Source organism: Flavobacterium aquiphilum (assembly GCF_027111335.1).
GTDB lineage: Bacteria > Bacteroidota > Bacteroidia > Flavobacteriales > Flavobacteriaceae > Flavobacterium > Flavobacterium aquiphilum.
The window spans coordinates 2,096,404-2,115,909 of sequence record NZ_CP114288.1; the positions used below are offsets into that span (position 1 = coordinate 2,096,404).

Here is a 19,506-nt window from a genome sequence, read left to right on the forward strand (position 1 = left end):
ATGTAATGAAACAGAAAGAAAAAAAACACGTTTTGAGAATAATATTTGCCCTATTTGGAATACTTATTAGCATAAATTCGGCTGCTCAAAAAATCGAAAAATATTTTCCCAAAAAAGACCTTACAAGAGTGGGAGTATATTATTATCCTGAACATTGGGATCCCAATCAATGGGATCGCGACTTGAAAAATATAGCTGCAATGGGTTTTGAATTTACCCATTTTGCTGAATTCGCATGGGCTCAGCTTGAACCACAGGAAGGAGTATATGATTTTAAATGGCTTGATAAAGCTATAGAAATTGCTGCAAAATATAATTTAAAAGTTATTATGTGTACTTCGACTGCGACGCCTCCCGTGTGGTTAGTCCGCAAGTATCCTGATGTACTTGAGACTTATGAGGATGGAACCAAAACAGATCATGGTTCTAGACAGCACGCATCTTTTTCGAGTAATTACTATCGAACCTATTCTATGAAAATGGTTGAACAATTGGCAAAAAGATACGGCAATGACAAACGTATAATGGGTTGGCAGGTAGATAATGAACCAAGTCGTTTTCTTGATTATGGCGCCGATGCACAGCAGCGCTACCGCGATTGGCTAAAGGAAAAATATAAAAACATTGACACCTTAAATGAAGCTTGGGGAAACAATTTCTGGAGCGGAATTTATACTAGTTTTGACCAAATTAATATTCCGCTGCATAAAGAATGGGGGATGAACCTGCATTCTCAATTAGATCATTTTAGATTCGCTGATCAGGAAACTGCAACCTTTTTGGATGAACAGGCGTTAACAATACGCAAGTTTGCAACCAAAGATCAATGGATTACTTCTAATTACATACCAAACTACAATGTAAGTTATGTTGGTATGAGCAAAGAATTAGATTTTGATTGTTACACACGTTATATGGTTTACGGAGGAAGTCTGGGAATAGGTCCGAAAGGTTATCGCGTAGGCGATTATTCAAATATTGCTATGGCTAATGATTTTTTTCGTCCTACAAAAGGCATGTATGGTGTTATGGAACTGCAGCCGGGTCAGGTAAACTGGGGAAGTATTAATCCGCAGCCATTGCCGGGAAGTATTCGTATGTGGTTATGGCATGTTTTTGCCGGAGGCAGCAAATTCACTTGTACATATCGCTACCGTGCGCCTTTATATGGTTATGAGCAATTTCATTATGGAATCGTTGGTACAGATGGCGTAACACCTACTCCTGGTGGTATGGAGTTTAGCCAGTTCATTAAAGAAATTGGTATGTTGCGAACAAAATATGATGCAAAGGCAACACTACCGGATTATTATCTAAAGCGAAAAACTGGCATACTGTTTAATGGCGATAATGTCATGGGGATTGATCTAAACAAGCAAACAAAAGAATGGAATACAATCGGTCATTTCCTAAAATATTATAAAGCAGCAAAATCTTTTGGCGCACCTGTTGATTTTGTTCGTGATACTACTAATTTCTCAAATTATCCAGTCTTAATCGTGCCTGCTTATCAAATGATTGACCAAAAAATGATTGACAAACTGACTTTGTATGCAAAAAATGGGGGGAATTTAGTACTAAGTTGCCGATCAGGAATTCAAAACAGGAAAGGTCATCTTTGGGAAGCTAAATTTTATGAACCAATGTGGAATTTAATAGGTTCCAAAGTTGATTCCTATGATTTGTTAATGCCACATTCGCCGGGAATAATTAAGTTTAACGATAAGGAATATGAGTGGATCAGTTGGGGAGATTTGTTAAAGCCAAATAAGGAAACAGAAATTTGGGGAACTTACGAAGGTGATTTTTATTCGGGAACTCCTGCTGTTATTTCGCATAAATTAGGTAAGGGGACTGTAACTTATATTGGTTTGGATTCAAAAAATGGAGATCTTGAAAAACAAGTATTGACGAAATTATACCAACAGCAAAATATTCCAATAGAAAATTATCCGGAAGGCGTGATGGTAGAATATCGTGACGGATTTGGAATCGCTGTCAATTATTCTGATAAAGTCTTCAATATGGATTTACCAAAAAGCGCTAAGATTCTTATCGGAACCCAATCAATAAAAACCGCCGATGTACTTGTCTGGAAATATTAATGCTATAGAAAGCTATTTGTAAAATAGTAGAATCACAAAGTCTATAACTAATCTAAACTATAAATAATGAATTCGAATTTAATATTATTTACTCCCAAAAAGCAGATTTGCAAGTTGGCTGTTTTGGCGGTTGCCTTGTCTTTTTTTGGCACGGCCAATGCACAGCAGGTTTCGAAAAAGAAATTACCAAAATCGGAAACTAAGAATTCCAATTTAAAAACATCAGCTTATTTATTTGCCTATTTCACAGGGAATTCCAATGATGAAGAAGCGATTCGCTTTGCGATCAGTAATGACGGTTATAATTTCAGGGCATTAAACGACAATAAACCGATTATTAATTCTGCTGATATTAGTGAAACTGGCGGTGTGAGAGATCCTCATATTTTGCGCGGAGCTGATGGGAAAACATTTTATATGGTGGTAACCGATATGGTTTCGGCCAAAGGTTGGGATTCCAATAGAGCAATGACTTTATTGAAATCCTCCGATTTAATTCATTGGACTTCCAGTAAAATTAACATTCAAAAAAGATTTCCCGGAAATGAAGATTTAAAACGGGTTTGGGCGCCACAAACGATTTACGATGTCCAAAAAGGGAAGTATATGATTTATTGGTCCATGAAAAATGGCAATAACCCTGATATTATTTATTACGCTTACGCCAATAAAGATTTCACGGATTTGGAAACCGAGCCGAAACAATTGTTTTTCAGTCCGACGAATGGATCTTGTATCGACGGGGATATTATTTTTAAAGATGGAAAATATCATCTTTTCTTTAAGACAGAAGGGGAAGGAGCGGGTATAAAAATCGCCGTTTCCGATAAATTGACCGAAGGTTATGTTTTGAGGGACAAATATGTACAGCAAACCAAATATCCGGTAGAAGGAGCAGGAGTTTTCAAACTGAATAACTCGAATGATTATATACTGATGTATGATCTTTATACAAAAGGGAAATATCAGTTTACGAGAACCAGTGATTTAGAAAATTTCTCGGTTATTGACAATGCGGTTTCGATGAACTTTCACCCGAGACACGGAACCGTAATGCCAATTACTGCTGAAGAAGTTGCAAGATTAGAAAGCAAATGGGGAACCGCAAAAGATATTATGAGTTCGCCTGAAGCAATAGAAGTTAAGAAAACGAATGTCAAAGCGGATGAAACTTTAAAACAAGTTCATTTACCGGTAAAACAGGGAACCAATCTTTCATCATTCAAACCTGATTTTACAAAATATGCAGGTGTAACGATTGAACCAAAAACGCCTCAGAATTTTACCAAAGGAGCTGTAAAATATACTGTTGCAATAAATGGGCAGCCATCAGAAACCTGGTCTGTTATCGCTTCGGTGGCAAACAATCCTGTTTTGAACGGTCTTTATGCTGACCCGGATATTTTGTATTCCGAAAAAGATTCGAAATACTATATCTATCCAACGAGCGATGGTTTTGACAATTGGTCTGGGACTTATTTTAAAACATTTTCCTCAACCGATTTGGTAAACTGGACTGATGAAGGAGTTATTCTTGATTTGGAAAAAGACGTAAGTTGGGCAAAGAAAAATGCCTGGGCTCCTTGTATTTTGGAGAAAAAAGTGGGTGACAGCTACAAGTATTACTTTTATTTTACCGCAGGACAGAAAATAGGTGTGGCTGTTGCCGATAGTCCAAAAGGCCCTTTTGTGGACTCCGGAAAACCATTGGTGGAAAAATATCCAAATGGAGTTACAGGTGGACAACAAATAGATCCCGATGTTTTCACCGATCCAAAAACCGGGAAAAACTACTTGTACTGGGGTAATAATTATATGGCTTGCGCCGAAATTAACCCCGATATGATTTCCATCAATGAGGAAACTGTCAAAGTGATAACACCGGATAAGACTTTCCGCGAAGGTACAACTGTCTTTTTCAGAAACGGAAAATATTACTTTTTATGGTCAGAAGATGATACCCGAAGTGAGAATTATAAAGTACGTTACGGAACTTCTGATTCTCCTACCGGAAAAATCAGCATCCCTGAAAATAATTTGGTCATAGCCAAAGACAAAGAAGCTGAGATTTATGCAACAGGTCATAATTCGATAATTCAAATACCGGGCAAAGACGAATGGTACATTGTGTATCACCGTTTCAATTATCCAAAGGGAATTACAATGGGAAGACCTGCTGGATTCAACAGAGAAGTTTGCATCGATAAAATGGAGTTTGACAAAGAAGGGAATATCCTAACGGTGAAACCTACACACGAGGGAATTAAACCTTTGAAAAAATAATATTCTCAATAGCAAAAATGTATTGTTTGCAGTAATGATTGAAGTCATTTTAGCAAGCTCGAAAATTAGTTTTTAAATTAGTCAGTAAAGGCTGTTTCTTTTATAAGGAGCAGCTTTTTTATTTTGATTAAATGGCTGCAATTGCTGTTTTTTTATAACACTCTTTAATGGAATGTTACTTTGTTTAAAAGTTAAATAATTTGAATGTTTGTATATTATTTAGGTTTTATTTGTGTATGGTGTAAAAAATAGTGTTTTTAATTGTTTAAATGCTAATATGACCCTTCTTTAATATTATAATCTCCCCCTTCCTACAAAAAATGTTAAGGTAATTTTGGAATGTTTACTATTTATTGATAGCGGAATTTCTGCTGATGTAGGATGTATTTCTCTTATTGTCAATATTGTAGATGAGTAAATGAGTGAAGTTTTATAATTATTAAAAATGATTTAAAGATGAAAAAAAATTACACAATTTTATTATTGTTTTTAGCAGTCTTTGCAAGCCAAATCTATGCACAGGCTCCAAATCTGCCTACAAAAGTAGGTCTTGCCACTAGTTTAAGTGGCAATAGGACATTTACAGGCTCCACGGCCTTGGATACAATAGTTTTGCCTTATTCTGGGACAAATGAATTTACACTTGAAGTACAGGCTAAGATTAATTCTGCTTCAGGAAGAGGACTTGATGTTCAGGCGTCTGATAAGAATGGAGTTGGGTTTAGAACTTCTTTAGACAAGACAACTTTCAATAATACAACGCTTTTGCCTTTGGTGGAAAATTTAAGTGCTTCGGCAGACAATGCTCAGGAACAAACGTATAGATATGCCGTAAAAGACGGATATGCACATATTTATCAGGATGGACATTATTTAACATCCAAAGCACTTGATTATGTGGCTGATGAGAATTCGGCGAATCAGCCAATAGTCTATGGTGCTGACAATGCAGTAGGTAAATGGGCTGGTATTGTTGGTAATACTTCTGGAAAACCATCAGATTATGGTTGGGCAAATCCTGCCGCTTCCACAATTTTCAATACAGCTAATAGCGGAAGTGGAGTAAGGTATTTGGATGTAACTTCAGGACATACTTTTGAGGATAACGGATCAACTTATAAAGGTCGGTTACTTTATATTCGTTGGGATAATAATAGTATTTCGGGATCTACTTACAGCTTTCCTATAAAGTTGGAAAAAGGGCTTCAATATGAATTTTCATGGATTTATGAGCTTGTTGCAAATGCTTCGCCTGGTGTAAAAATGAATGTAGCGATCTCATCTGGATCGGATGGATCTGGTGCAATAATTTCGAAGACTTTTACTTCTGGAAATGCGTTTAAATTGCGAAGAGGGAATATGTCTTTTCTGTCGGATTCTGAGGGAACTTATTACGTTACAATTACCGGTGATTGGGCGCTTTTTGGTATTGGGGAATTAAAACTGAAGTCAACAAATTTGATTAATACTTGGGATGGTATGCCTGAAAATAGTGCTGGAAAACCATCGGACTACGGCTGGATTAATCCCGGTGCAGCTACTGTTTTTAATACTGCAAATAGTACTAGCGGTTCCCGATATATGGATGTAACAACAGGTCATACATTTGAAGCAGATGGTTCGAATTATTCGGGAAGGCTAATGTATATCAGATGGGATAGTAGCACAGTTGAGAATTCAGTCTATTCTTTTCCAGTACAATTAGAAGCTTCTAAGGATTATCAATTTTCATGGATTTATGATTACATATCTAACGGTAATCCGGGAAATCGAATGACGGTGAGTATTAATACTTCAGCTGATGGTACGGGAACAGTGATTGGGGCTAAAAATTTTGTTACTGGTGCTATAAATCAATTAAGAAAAGGTGATTTCTCTTTTCATTCTCAAAACGCAGGTACCTATTATGTGACAATAACTGGAGATCGGGCGCTTTTTGGTATTGGAGATTTGAAACTGAAGGGACAGCGATTTTCAAGAATTGTTATTGGGAAAAATTATGTCAATGGTGCAGTAGATATGAGTGTTAGTTCGGTGACTTATGAAGATGCAGCTTACGCACCGATTAAAATTGATTCGCCATCAACTGTAAATGTAACTATTACAAATCCGGAGGTTTCTGTTGGTGCCTATTCTAAATCAAATGTGGTTTTGAACTCGGGAGTGTCTTTGCATCTTACAAGTGGTTTTAATCCGTTAATTAATAGCAAAGTCGAATTAAATTCTGCTGACGCCCGACTTTATTTTGATGCGGTCAAGCCTTCTGTGGTTATTGACTCCTATTTGCAATTTGTTACTGTTAATGGTGTGCCTGCTAGTAATAATGTAAATGTTTATGTGTCTAATTATGGTTCCGGTTCTGTTGTTGTATTGCAAACAAACGACTTTAAACCGTTAGAAGTATTTACTGAAGAAAATTTTGGAGGTACTGCTCAACAATTTGATATTGTTACCCCATACAGCAATTTAGGAGGATTGGATAACAAAATCAAATCCTTTAAACTGAAAAAAGGATATATGGCTACGTTTGCTTCCAATTCGAACGGTACAGGTTATAGTAGGGTTTTTATAGCCGAAAATCAAGATATAGAAATACCGGTTTTGCCACCTTATTTGAAAGGAACTATTTCGTTTGTCAGAACGATGAGATGGCATGAAGTTAGTAAAAAAGGGCTTGCTGGTGGAGCTACATCAGCTATGGATGCGACAAATATTTCATGGTATTACAACTGGAATACTGGAGGAACTACGACGTCTAATGTAGAGTATGTGCCAATTAGACAAACAGCATATTGGCCTAGTTTTGGACCTGCAAATACTAAAGAAGGCTACACTCATCAATTAGGGTTTAATGAGCCGGATCGTCCGGATCAGTCTAATATGACAGTTGAAACAGCTCTTGGTGTATGGCCTTCTCTTATGCAATCTGGTTTAAGGTTGGGATCACCCGCCACATCAGACCCATTTAATTCTTGGTTGGGGAATTTTATGACTCAGGCAGAAGCCAAAAATTATAGAGTTGATTACATGGCACTTCATTGTTACTGGTATAAATCTGCGACACAATGGGCTAGTGATTTGCAAAGTATTTACAACAAATATCATAGGCCAATTTGGATAACCGAGTGGAATGTTGGAGCAAACTGGACAGGGAATTCATTTCCTGACGGTCCTGATAAGCTAACGGATGCAAATGCGACCAAGCATAAAAATGATTTGGCAGCTGTATTGAAAGTTTTGGATAATACCGATTATGTAGAGCGTTATTCGATTTACAATTGGGTGCAAGATTCAAGAGCGATGTACGTTACGATAAATGATGCTTTTAAAACTAGAAATCCAGATTGGGCAAATTACGTTTGGCTTAAAACAGCACCGGTGATTTCAAACACAGCAACTGATTATACTGTTCTTACTCCGGCTGGTCAATATTATGCAAGTAACGCTTCCAAAAAGGCGTTTAATCCTGCTAGAGAATATATTCCTACCTGGACTCCAAAGGTAGAAACCTTAAGTTATGTTGTTACACAAGCTTCTGATAGTATTACTTTGAAATGGACTGGAAACAATGATGATTTGGTAAATAAGTATGTTGTTGAAAGAAGGCTTGCAGGTGAAGCAAATTTCTCGGTTTTTTACGAATCTTCAGATTACACTGCTTTAGAAGTTAATGATGTCGTGCATTCCTCTGCGGAGTATAGAATGAAAGTGGTTGGAAAAGATAATGTTGAATCAACATATTCTGCTATACTTACTTTTACGCAAGATCCTGTGCCGGCAGCTCCAACTGATCTTTCTGGTGTTGCAAAATCTACATCAGTTATTGATTTAGCGTGGTCAGCAGTGAGTAATGCTAATTCGTATAATTTGAAAAGAGCAAATGCCGTAGATGGTGCTTATAAAAAAATAGCTGCATTTACTAAAGGAACAACTTATTCTGATACAGGTTTAACTGAAGGAACAACCTATTATTATAAAGTTTCGGCCGTAAATACAGGAGGAGAAAGTAGTGATTCTGATGCAATTGCTGTAAAAACTAAATTAAGCCAAACTATAACGCTTAGTTCGGATTCTCAAAAAGTGATTAACGAGGTAGATTTTTCTCCTGCAAAAGTAAGCTCTGGACTTCTTATTACTTATACCAGTTCGAATACTGATGTGGCCACTATTGTGGATGGTAAAGTTCATATTGTTGCTGTGGGTACTACAACAATTACGGCTTCACAGTCTGGAGATGAGATATACGTTGAAGCGCCTTCGATGACACAATCGCTAACGGTAAATAAAGAATACTATGCAGATAGAGATGGTGATGGATTTGGGGTAGCTGCAGTTTCGCTATTTCCGGTGGACGAAGCTCCTGAAGGATACGTTACTAATAATACTGATTGTGATGATGGTAAACTATTATATGCTGATTTTGATGGTGATGGTTTGGGTGCAGGTCCAGCGGTAGCTTGCGGAGTTGAAAACAATACGGATTGTGATGATACAAACCCTGTTCAGTTATCAGTGACGATTCCAGATGTTCATGCATTAAGCACCACAGCTAGTGAGAAGAATACGATTTATATTGGTTACGGATCTCCTTTCTTAAACATAACAGCAATTCCATCAGGAGGTACAGCACCATATAATTATCTGTGGAATTCTAATGAGACATCACAAACAATATCTGTGTCCGGTACAGGAACTTATACAGTAATAATCACCGATGCTAAAGGTTGTCAATCAACAGCTTTTATTGTTGTTAATTTAGTAAATGTACAATGTGGAAATTCTGGAGATAAGGTTACAATTTGTCATAATGGTCAAACGATTTGCGTGAGTTCTAATGCGGTTCAGGCACATTTGAATCATGGTGATAAATTAGGATCCTGTAGTATGGCTGGTGCTACAAGTAAAGAAGATTGTGATGTAGTAGTTTACCCAAATCCTGTTTCGAGCACATTGTATGTAAAAGTGAATGAAGTATATTCGGGTGCAAAACTGGAATTGTACAATATCTTGGGAATGAAAGTGCGTACTCAAACATTGGCAAATACTTTGCAAACAATGTCTTTGGAAGGCTTGCCTTTGGGATCGTATTCGTTACATATTACAAATGGAAACGATATTATTGAGAAGATGATTGTCAAAAAATAGGTTGTAAATTAGTTAAAGAAAATCGGCTCTTGTGAAAACAAGAGTCGATTTTTTATTTGGTATTATATCAGTTAGAGCAGTTGGAGTTATAGAAAAACTAAGTTTATTTTTATTCAACAATATTGAATAATTGAATTTTTGTTTGTAAGGTCAATTAAAAGGATTGTTTAGTAATGTTGAATCTAGAATTAGAATCATGGATAATAATAACGAAACACAGGGTGGGGTTTTGGGCGTAGGAGACCGCATTAAAATTTTGAGAGCAGCACAAAACAGAACTATGCAGGAAGTTGCAGATGCTTGTGAGCTTTCAAAAAGTATGATTTCTAAAATAGAAAATAATAAGACTATACCATCAGTTGCAACTCTTGTCAAAATCGCCAAAGTCCTTGGAACAAATGTGTCAAATTTACTGGAGCAGGAAGGTTGGTCAAAAGCTATTGTAACTCCCAGGATTGAAGCTGAAGGAGGATTGGTAAAAACAGAAAAAGGATATTCTATATTTCCATATGCTTCGGAGTTTCATGGAAAGAAAATGCAGCCGTTTCTCTTTGTGGTAAAAAAGGATGAAGTAATTCCTCATTTACTTTCCCATGATGGAGAAGAATTTGTTTTTGTAGTTGATGGCGCTATGAAAATGCAGGTTGGAGACTCAGAATATCTGTTGAAAACAGGGGACAGTTTGTATTTTAATTCAACACAACGTCATGGTATAATGCCTGTTTCAGATGAGGTTACTTATATAGATATTTTTGTTTAAAAAGGCTATGATTATTTGGAAAACCAAATTGAATTGAGAGTCGGTTTTATAAAAAATTGTCTTTTTAAAACATATTTTTGATTGATGACGAAAATAGCAATTCGTATGAGGTTTGGAAAAAAAAGGGATCACCACAAAATCCAACAGAAGATCAGATCACCGCTCTTGAAAAGGCTGGTCAGTTGAGCCAGATTACGAATAAGAAAATCAAGATTTCGGCTGGGAAAACTGTTGTACCTCTTGAATTAAAAAGACAGGCAGTAGCACTTGTTAAATTGGACTGGTAAAAAAAATGAAGTAATTTTTTAGCTAATTTAGATTTTAGAAATAATTCATTTTTAGACAAAAAAAAACAGACTAATAAAAATAGAAACGATGTTAAGACGTAATATTTGTAAAATAATATTGTTAACAATTCTGGCAAATCATTCTTTTGCTCAGGAAATTGAAGTAAAGCCGAATGCAGGATTAATACTTCCGGATAAATTCAAAGCAGAGTTAATAGCCGATAATCTTGGGCGGACACGTCATCTGGTGATAACTCCTTCGAATGGAATTTATGTTCGTTTAGCCCGATTAAAAGACGGTGTAGGAACTTTATATCTTGAACAAAAGGATTCAAAAGCAACTGTTAAAGCCAAGTTTGGTAATTTCGGAGGAACGGGAGTATTTCTTAAAAACGGCTACCTGTACACCGCTTCCAACAGTGAAATTTTTCGTTACAAGTTAAATGAGCGGTTTGAGGTAATAGCACCTGATAATCCCGAAAAGTTGGTAACAGGTCTTGTGGATAAAGGGACCCACGAAACAAAATCAATTGCAATTGATGATGCCGGAAATATGTATATTCCAATTGGTTGTCCGTCCAATTCCTGTCAGGAACAGGATCGCCAGATGGGTTCAATGGGTATTCCGGATTGTCCCTTGTTGAAAAATTCCGGTGGTGTGTGGATGTTTCGCAGTGATAAGTTAAATCAAACCTATGATGATGGAATTCGTTATGCCACGGGTTTACGAAATGTAGTTGGAGTAGACTGGAATAAACAAAATAACCAGCTTTATGTGATGCAGCATGGCAGGGACCAACTTAATACTATATTCCCAGAACTTTATACTTCGAAACAAAATGCAGAATTACCTGCAGAGTGTATGTTTGCTTTGAATAAAAATGATGATGCCGGTTGGCCTTATATTTATTATGATCAAATTCAAAAGAAGAAAATTCAGGCTCCTGAATATGGTGGTGATGGTAAAAAAGAAGGTTCATCCAAATATATAGATCCGGTTGTCGCATTTCCGGGGCATTTGGCACCCAATGCTTTATTGTTTTATTCGGGAGATCAGTTTCCGGCTCGTTATAAAAATGGTGCTTTTATAGCGTTTCATGGTTCTTGGAATCGTGCTCCAGAACCTCAAAAGGGGTATTTTGTAGTATTTCAGCCTTTTAAAGATGGTAAACCTTATGGGGATTGGGAAATCTTCGCTGATAATTTTGCAGGATCAGCAGAGAAGGCAGCTATAGGCAGGGCAGAACGAAGACCTTGTGGTTTGGCTCAAGGACCAGATGGAGCCTTATATGTTTGTGATGATGCAAAAGGAGGAATATTTAAGATTTCTTATAATGAAGGTGCAAATGTAGAATCTAAAAAGCAGCCAGAATCAAAAGCTATTGTTACGAATGATGTTAAAAAGCAATCAACTGTCGTAAAAGTTCCAGCAAAAACAGTTGCACTAAAGCCAGTTGTAAAAGCTGGAGTGCCAAACTCTCTTGCAAAATCAATCGCTTCTGGGAAAACTATATATAACCAATCATGTGTAACCTGTCACATGGCTGATGGTGGAGGTGTGCAAAGTTTAAACCCGCCTCTTGCAAAAACGACTTATGTTTTAGGTTCTTCTTCCCGTCTTATAAATGTTTTGTTAAAAGGAATGTCTAAGCAAGCCATTGACGGTGAAATATACAGTAATGTAATGCCTTCATTCAGTTATTTTACAGATAAGCAGATAGCTGATGTGTTAACCTATGTGAGAAATAGTTTTGGTAATAAAGCCAGTGCTGTTACCGCTGAACAAGTTAAAAGCGCAAGGACTAAGAAAAAATACGAATGAAAAGTATAGTTTAGGAAATGATATTAATGCAGCTGGAAATCGTTTTTATAATGCGGCTCCTGGAAGAAATTATTATTTTGGAGTTAGCGCGAAACTATAGAATAACATATTTTCTTATTGCTTTGTCACAACATTTTATATGGAAGGCGATAAATTTTATATGAAACCCTGCTTAATTGCTTCTTTTACAAGGCTTGAGTCGTCAGAAACCTCAAAGACATCTTTCATTCGGATGATACGTTTTTGGATAGCGCTTGTTGTTAGAGTAATAATATCTTCTAACTCTTTTATCTTAAAACCTTTAGATAAATAGATTAAAATTTGCCGATTGTAGTCGTCAACCATCAGCTTTTTTTTCCATATCTCATTAATACAGCTTTTTACCATAGGGCTTTGGTACGGTTCACCCTTAATGATTTCCATAAGACCTTCTTGCAATTTCTCAGGAGTAATGTCATTTTTTATGAAAAATCCATCTGGCTTTATGTTTTTGAAAATTTCATAAACAATAATAATTTCGGTGTGTGCTGTAATCATGATGATTTTGCAATCAGGCATCATTTCTCTTATAAAATGAGCCAAATCACTTCCAGATAAAATCTCATTTTCTTCATATGCTGGCAAATTTTTATCAATGATAGCAATGTCAAATGACTTTTTTATAGCTCTGTAATTCAATATTTTTAAGTAGGCTTCCTTACAATTATGTGCTCTTGAGAAAATGGGTGAATTTAATCCAAAAGGAGCATTTGAAAGCGTATTAATATAGCCTTCTACAGTCATTGGATGGTCATCAACTACGAGTATATTCATTTAAACATAATTTAACTTTAACAAAATAGGCAGTTTTTCTGCAACAGAAAAAAAAGCGATCTAATTACATTGCATAACTGTAATGTTCAAAGGATAATTTTATCCAGTTTTCTTTTTTATTACCGACAACAATTTAGTCAATTAAAAATATAACTTTTTAAGAATTTTCTTTTTTTTACTTGAGCGAACAATGATGTCTAAACGGCTATAAATTAAATTATAAAAGTTAATCTACAATTGGTAATTGTTCAAGTTTATTGGTAAAAGTAATGATGCTACTACTTTTTTCAAAATTATATCTGTGTTATTTAAGTTTTTGAAATGCGTTCTTTAATTTGATTTGTTTAACATTTTCTGGGAATTAGGCTCTTGATGTAATACAGCCAGACTTTGAAAGATCCATTTTTAGTAATTCTGAAAAGTTAATTACTGACTTTATTAAAAGAAAAGGTAACTCTAAGTTGAGAAGCCAAAATAAAACTATTGTCTAATTATTTAATTTTAATTTTTATGAAAAAACTATTATTTGCTATCAGCTTCATTACAGCTATGATTCTTGTTTCTTCCTGTTCTGATGACAGTTTAGATGATGTAAAAAAAGAAAATGCAGTAAGTAAAAATCAAATTTCTCCATCTGCGACTACAACCACAGTGCTTCAAGATACTATCACTAATAATAGTATACAGCAAATGGATGATGCACCAATTGATGGAGGAAATCCTATTAGGCCTTAATGTAAAATAAGTTAAAACCAGATAATAGGTATTATCTGGTTTTAAATATTTATTTTTGATAAATTAATTTATCAAAAAATTGAAAATAAAATATCAAATACTTTGGTCTCTAATTTTCTTCTTATTGACGATAAGTTGTCAAAAAGATGTTGATTTAGAGGATAAACATGCATATAAAAAAGGAGTTGTCAATCTTTTAAATAAGATAGATACTTTAGATATAAAAGATTCTGATAAGATAATTGCATTGGACACTCTCAATCGTTATCTGTTAAAACATGAAAATGATTCTGTCAACAGAAATTTGCTTTTTAAAACAGCCAATAAATATTATTTTTTGGGTGAACTTGAAAAATACAAGAAAGCATCTAAAAAAGCTTTGGAGCTGTCAAATCTAAAAAAAGACAGCTCGCATATAGCAAAATCATTATGCTATATCGGTAATTATTACTATGATAAATCACGATACGATAGTTCTTTCAGCTATTACGTTAAATCTGAAAAATTATATGTTGCTTTGAAAGATTCCTTAATGTTGGGAACTATGGCACTTTTGAAATCATCTGTCCTTTTTGAGAATGGAAATTATGCTGAGACGGAAACTGAGGCGATTAAAGCTTTAAGATTCTTTTCAAAAATTAATAGAAATGATTTAAAATACCATTGCTACTTCCAGCTAGCTTGTGCTTTGAAAGGTTTAGAAAACTATAAAAAAGCATTGAGTTATTATGATTTGGCTTTAAATCGATTGGATGTCCTTGAGAAAGCGAAATATGATAAAAATAAAATACTTATCAGTAGGCTGACCTGTATCAATAATATTGGGAGGATATATGAAAAAATGGAAGATTTTCCTGTGGCGATACAATTTTATAAGAAAGGGTTACAAACCCAAAATTTAAAAAATGAATTGCCAAGGTATTATGTAATGCTGCACGATAATCTTTGCTATTCCAAAATGAAAATGGGAGATTACCGTGACGTATATAAAATATTGACCGAATCATTAAAAGTAAGCGATAGTATAGATGCAAAGTCTATTTCGGCATCTTTGAAAAATAATATAGGGCGCTATTATCTTTATAAAAAAGATACCGTAAGGGCCTTAAGTACTATAAAAGAAGGATTGGCGTTATCCAAAAAGATAAAGTATAGCGAATTGACTTTAGAATCATTAAAATTATTAATGAGTAATGATAGTAAAGATAAAAACTATTTTACCAATGAATATTTAAGGATTTCTGACAGTTTGCAAAAAGTTGAAAGAGAAACGAGGGATAAGTTTGCCCGTATTGCCTATGAGACTGATTTGGTTGAAGAAGAAAACCATACACTATCCAAACAGAATGCGGGAATTATTGTTGTTGCGTCATTAATATTATTGTTTTCCTTCGGGTTTCTAATTATTTACCGACTTAAAACCAGAAACAAAGAACTATTTCTTATTAAAGAGCAGCAAGAAGCCAACGAAAAAATATATCAATTACTGTTAAAGCAACAATCAGAGACAGAGCGTGTTCGTAATGAAGAAAGGAATAGAATTGCTATGGAATTACATGACGGTGTAATTAATAGTGTTTTTGCTACTCGTTTTAATTTAATGCAATTGGATTCTAACGAAAAAGAAAGAAAAGAGTTGTTGATTAAAGAGCTGGAAAAAGCTGAAATCGAAATCAGAAGAGTTTCTCATGATTTAAGTAAAAACTCACTTTTTGAAGATAAAAGCTTCACTGAAATGCTAACTGATCTTTTGAAATCCCAGCAAAATCAGAGCAATACAAAATTTGATTTATCGCTTGACAAATTTATAGAGTGGCCATTAGTTTCAAGTGCCAATAAAATGCATATTTATCGCATTATTCAAGAAGCAATACAGAATTGCAATAAATACTCCAAAGCAAAAAGGTGTCTCATTATAATACTGAAAACAGAAAATAAAATAACTATTCGCATTTGGGACAATGGAGTTGGGTTCAATACCGAAAAGGCGAGAAGAGGTATTGGACTTAGGAATATGAAAGAAAGAACAAATGCATTGAATGGAGAATTAAAAATAACTTCCGAAATAGGAAAAGGAACAACGATAGAAGTTGTGTTTTAAAAGGCATTGTTCTTAGAGCCTGTTTAAGTTTTATTTATTGACTCTTTTATGACGATTTTTGGCTACAACTTCGTTAAATTTTTATACAATAGCTCTGTTGTTTTATAAAAATTTGCCTCGTTTCACTCAAAAATCCTCTAATAATAAATCTCAAAAATAAAATTTAAACAGGCTCTTAAAGTATTTAAATTTAAAGATAAAGTCGAAGTACATTTAAAATTTTTAACTTATTTTGAGCTGTAATTTCATCTAGCTTTTGAAATATTTTCACAATAAATGTGAAAATATAATTTATAAAATTCCTTAAGGTGTTCGGCTGTTGAACACCTTTTTTTGTTTTTTTGGATTTGTCAATAAGAATCAATCAGAAAAAAACGCAGAATCAATCTATCTAAAAAAAATAGGAGAAAGATTAAGATATTTTAGAAAGGAGGCTGGCTACACAAACTCTGACACCTTTGCTTATGATAAAAAAATAAGTAGACCGCAATATGGCAAATATGAGGCTGGAGCAAATATTCAGTTAAATACACTTATAAGAATTTTGAAGTTGATGAATGTTACACTGGAAGAATTTTTCACTGGTTTCAATGAATATTAAAAAGTGAATAACAGCAAATAATTAATTAAGATAATTATGTCGTTTTTTAGTCAAGATGTTAAGTTGGTTTACATGTTGTAAATCAATTTGGAGCACTTTTGAAAACTTTGAAAGTTGAAGGAAAAATAAAAAAGCCTGCAAATTCAAAAATTTGCTGGCTTTTAAAGGATTTCGAGACATTTTTTGCGTTTTTGACAACTTTGTAAAGTTGGCTTTAAACTGTCTCAGTGGAATCGCCGGGAATCGAACCTAAGCCAAAAAACAGCATTATTACCGATATTTTATTTTATAAAATAAGGTGTGCCATGATTTTGCCAGAAGTTCAAAAGATATCCGAATCTTTATACTTTTATATTTCCTGCACTAAACAGATTGACTTTATAAGAACGACATAATTCATTACTATTATAACAAAAATAAACATTATTTCTTCACGAATAAAGTTGTTGAAAATAAATTAGTGCATTTAAATCATATCTGTTATTTCTACTTGCAGTCTAAGTAGTAGAATATTTATCATAGAAAAAATTACGAATATTTGTATGGTTTTATCGTTATTTCCACTTGACTTCGATATCCTGGATGGTAAGATGGACGGTAAATAATATGCCCCATTTTCTGCAACTCTTTAAAGTATTTATGGTAGGTTGGTAAGGTATTGATATGCGAAAGGGACATTATTTTGCTGCGACTTACGTTAATTATCTTTTTTTGCCCTTGTCTGTACCCTAGACAAAGAATAGCACTTAAAAGAGCGAAGTGCCAAACATTAAGTCTGGGATCCTTCTCTAAGATGGAAAGATGTTTTGAAAGTTTTTGCAGACTCATATTAGTTTTTATCGTTGAATAGATTCATTAAATCCGATTTGTTGTAATAATAAGATCCTAAAACTTTTTTGGAGCGCACTTTCCCCGATATCCGGAGATTCTGTAACGATGCAGCAGACATATCCATCAATTTTTTGACAATACGGCTTTTAAGCCATTCCGGATTTAAGCTGTTTTCTTCTTTATTGTTGTCTATGATTTGTTTGAACTGCTCAACTAGGAATACCCCAAATTGCCTTAAATCGTCCTTTGTTATATTATCGTCCATCTTCGCGCCTCCTATTCTTTATTATTAAATAAATAGCTAAGCTATTGTTTAATTGTTTTTGCTACTTAAAAGTGTTGTCTGAGGTATTGTTTGGCATCCGAAGTCCGTTTGTAGCATTCTAAAGTGCAAATTCCAGTGTCATTGATCACCTAATTCCAATGAAGACCCTCTTAGCGGGCTAAGAGGTATTACAGTCGAACACTTGATGCTACTTTTGATATTTTTAGATGGTTTTGAAGTGTAGTTTGTAAACTCCAGTGTCATTGATCCCCTAATTCCAATTTAAATTGACCATTTAATTCTAGTATAGTTTTTAATAGAAGCCTAATTGTAATTGATTGATTTTTTATGGTGATAAAATGATTTTGAAAATGTGTTGATTCTTAATTTTTATTGATCTATTAAAATTGGAATTATTTGATCAGTCTCAATATTTTTTGTCACAATAGTGCTTTAATTTACGTATGCTTATCTGGATAAATAGTTATATTATTATCTTATTTTTTTATTATAAAGAGGTTAGTGTTTTGAATTACTTATTGTTACTTTTTAATTTTAAAAATAACATAAAATAACTTGTTAAATAAAGATTAAATGTTTAAAATTGCACGAAATTTAGTGTAAGAAAAAAATGAAAAATCCCCCTATGTTAGTTGCTGTTGCGGCTGTTGTTTTAAGTGTTTTAGCGATTTATTATGCCAAGTCAAGTTCTCAGTTGGTCTATGTTGATGTAAATAAATTGATTACGGGTTATGAGAAAACCAAAGTAGCCAAAGCGGAATTCGATAAAAAAGCCAATTTAATGCGATCAAATGTGGATTCGTTGGTAGCTAATTGGCAAAAGGAACTGAAAAATTACGAAAAGGAGAGAACAACGTTTTCGCCAAAGGAATTAAAGTTGAAGCAGGAACTGTTGACTAACAAGCAGCAGCAAATTAATGGATACCAGGAAGCGATCCAGAAAAAAATCCAAGAAGAAGACAAAAGGGTAACTCAAACTGTGATTAATGATATTAACGATTATATCAAAGAGTACGGCAAAGATCATAATTACAAAATAATTTTTGGTGCCAGTGGAGGGGGTAATATCATGTATGCCGACGAATCCACAGATTTAACTGAAGAAGTTTTAAAGGGATTGAATGCAGAATATGGTGAAAAATAGCCTTGTAGTATTTCTTTTAGTATTGTTTGTGTCTTCTTGTGATAAAAAATTTGATGCTGTGGAGGAAATCAATGATTATATTAAGGATGCAAATCATGGATTCTCTCAGACAAAAATAATAAATGGGATCAAAATAAATCTTACTTATAAACCGTCAGAAGTAGTAGCTATTAATGAATTTAAAAATTCAAATTATTCTGAGAAAAGAAAAGACTCAATAAAGAAAAATTATAACAAATATTTATATTTTTTATTAAGTTATAGCAAAGATGATAAGGAGATATTATCTACAATACCTCAAAGTAGAGAAGAATTTAACTCAATTCAAAATACATTGACATTTGAAATGAATGACAAGGTGACGTTAACAAATAATTCTCAGGATACGATTCCTTTTATTGATTCTAACTTTTCTCGTACTTATGGTTTCGCAAGATCGACGAACATACTTCTCATATTTGAAAAGAATAAAGACTTTAATGGAAGTAAAGAAATTTATTTTAATCTAGCTGATATAGGATTACAAACTGGAGATGTTAAGTTTAAATATACAACAAGCATAATAAATCAAAAAAACTTTAAATTAAAATAAT

At 34.1% G+C, this 19,506-nt stretch carries 13 protein-coding genes; 11 read left to right on the top strand and 2 right to left on the bottom strand.

Features of this window, described 5'->3' with window-relative positions:
* The first annotated feature begins 5 nt into the window (after window positions 1–5).
* From OZP12_RS08790 to OZP12_RS08815, 6 genes are all read left to right on the top strand, one after another.
* Window positions 6–2,105, top strand: coding sequence for a beta-galactosidase (locus OZP12_RS08790; protein ID WP_281228705.1), 2,100 nt, complete (start codon window positions 6–8; stop codon window positions 2,103–2,105).
* A 66-nt stretch (window positions 2,106–2,171) separates the two neighbouring features.
* Window positions 2,172–4,388 (top strand): glycoside hydrolase family 43 protein, encoded by a 2,217-nt coding sequence (locus tag OZP12_RS08795; RefSeq protein WP_281228707.1) that lies wholly within the window; start codon window positions 2,172–2,174, stop codon window positions 4,386–4,388.
* A 456-nt stretch (window positions 4,389–4,844) separates the two neighbouring features.
* Window positions 4,845–9,533, top strand: a complete 4,689-nt coding sequence (locus tag OZP12_RS08800) for a glycosyl hydrolase (protein WP_281228709.1) — start codon at window positions 4,845–4,847, stop codon at window positions 9,531–9,533.
* 196 nt (window positions 9,534–9,729) lie between these two features.
* Window positions 9,730–10,293 (top strand): helix-turn-helix domain-containing protein, encoded by a 564-nt coding sequence (locus OZP12_RS08805; RefSeq protein WP_281228710.1) that lies wholly within the window; start codon window positions 9,730–9,732, stop codon window positions 10,291–10,293.
* Between the two features lie 77 nt (window positions 10,294–10,370).
* Window positions 10,371–10,580: a hypothetical protein gene (locus OZP12_RS08810; protein ID WP_281228712.1), complete on the top strand. Its 210-nt coding sequence runs from the start codon at window positions 10,371–10,373 to the stop codon at window positions 10,578–10,580.
* A gap of 88 nt (window positions 10,581–10,668) precedes the next feature.
* Window positions 10,669–12,402 carry a PQQ-dependent sugar dehydrogenase gene (locus OZP12_RS08815; RefSeq protein WP_281228713.1) on the top strand — a complete coding sequence of 578 codons (1,734 nt, stop codon included), beginning with the start codon at window positions 10,669–10,671 and terminating at the stop codon, window positions 12,400–12,402.
* Window positions 12,403–12,558: 156 nt separating this feature from the next.
* Here OZP12_RS08815 and OZP12_RS08820 read toward each other — a convergent pair whose 3' ends face one another.
* The gene (locus OZP12_RS08820) at window positions 12,559–13,215 is read right to left on the bottom strand and encodes a response regulator (RefSeq protein WP_281228714.1); all 657 of its coding nucleotides are present in this window, start codon (window positions 13,213–13,215) and stop codon (window positions 12,559–12,561) included.
* A 510-nt stretch (window positions 13,216–13,725) separates the two neighbouring features.
* Between OZP12_RS08820 and OZP12_RS08825 the strand changes: the two genes are divergently transcribed.
* The 3 genes from OZP12_RS08825 to OZP12_RS08835 all read left to right on the top strand — a co-directional run bounded on the left by OZP12_RS08825 (window position 13,726) and on the right by OZP12_RS08835 (window position 16,652).
* On the top strand, window positions 13,726–13,950 hold the full coding sequence (locus OZP12_RS08825; RefSeq protein WP_281228716.1) for a hypothetical protein: 225 nt from the start codon (window positions 13,726–13,728) through the stop codon (window positions 13,948–13,950).
* A gap of 79 nt (window positions 13,951–14,029) precedes the next feature.
* Window positions 14,030–16,051: a tetratricopeptide repeat-containing sensor histidine kinase gene (locus tag OZP12_RS08830; protein ID WP_281228717.1), complete on the top strand. Its 2,022-nt coding sequence runs from the start codon at window positions 14,030–14,032 to the stop codon at window positions 16,049–16,051.
* A 319-nt stretch (window positions 16,052–16,370) separates the two neighbouring features.
* Entirely contained in the window at window positions 16,371–16,652 is a 282-nt protein-coding gene (locus OZP12_RS08835; protein WP_281228719.1) for a helix-turn-helix domain-containing protein, read from the top strand.
* 829 nt (window positions 16,653–17,481) lie between these two features.
* Here the strand turns inward: OZP12_RS08835 and OZP12_RS08840 are convergent.
* Window positions 17,482–17,748: a DNA-binding protein gene (locus OZP12_RS08840; protein WP_281228721.1), complete on the bottom strand. Its 267-nt coding sequence runs from the start codon at window positions 17,746–17,748 to the stop codon at window positions 17,482–17,484.
* Between the two features lie 631 nt (window positions 17,749–18,379).
* On the opposite strand from OZP12_RS08840, the gene OZP12_RS08845 reads away from it, so the two are divergent.
* The gene (locus tag OZP12_RS08845) at window positions 18,380–18,913 is read left to right on the top strand and encodes an OmpH/Skp family outer membrane protein (protein ID WP_281228723.1); all 534 of its coding nucleotides are present in this window, start codon (window positions 18,380–18,382) and stop codon (window positions 18,911–18,913) included.
* A complete protein-coding gene (locus OZP12_RS08850) occupies window positions 18,891–19,505 on the top strand; it encodes a hypothetical protein (protein WP_281228725.1) in 615 nt (204 codons plus the stop codon). The genes OZP12_RS08845 and OZP12_RS08850 overlap by 23 nt, the downstream gene beginning before the upstream one ends.
* The last annotated feature ends 1 nt before the right edge of the window (window position 19,506 follow it).

What these genes read in the sequence shown, in the direction of transcription:
- OZP12_RS08790 (WP_281228705.1), top strand. Translation starts at nt 6, where the DNA reads ATGAAACAGAAAGAAAAAAAACACGTTTTGAGAATAATATTTGCCCTA.
- OZP12_RS08795 (WP_281228707.1), top strand. Translation starts at nt 2,172, where the DNA reads ATGAATTCGAATTTAATATTATTTACTCCCAAAAAGCAGATTTGCAAG.
- OZP12_RS08800 (WP_281228709.1), top strand. Translation starts at nt 4,845, where the DNA reads ATGAAAAAAAATTACACAATTTTATTATTGTTTTTAGCAGTCTTTGCA.
- OZP12_RS08805 (WP_281228710.1), top strand. Translation starts at nt 9,730, where the DNA reads ATGGATAATAATAACGAAACACAGGGTGGGGTTTTGGGCGTAGGAGAC.
- OZP12_RS08815 (WP_281228713.1), top strand. Translation starts at nt 10,669, where the DNA reads ATGTTAAGACGTAATATTTGTAAAATAATATTGTTAACAATTCTGGCA.
- OZP12_RS08820 (WP_281228714.1), bottom strand. Translation starts at nt 13,215, where the DNA reads ATGAATATACTCGTAGTTGATGACCATCCAATGACTGTAGAAGGCTAT.
- OZP12_RS08825 (WP_281228716.1), top strand. Translation starts at nt 13,726, where the DNA reads ATGAAAAAACTATTATTTGCTATCAGCTTCATTACAGCTATGATTCTT.
- OZP12_RS08840 (WP_281228721.1), bottom strand. Translation starts at nt 17,748, where the DNA reads ATGGACGATAATATAACAAAGGACGATTTAAGGCAATTTGGGGTATTC.
- OZP12_RS08845 (WP_281228723.1), top strand. Translation starts at nt 18,380, where the DNA reads ATGAAAAATCCCCCTATGTTAGTTGCTGTTGCGGCTGTTGTTTTAAGT.
- OZP12_RS08850 (WP_281228725.1), top strand. Translation starts at nt 18,891, where the DNA reads ATGCAGAATATGGTGAAAAATAGCCTTGTAGTATTTCTTTTAGTATTG.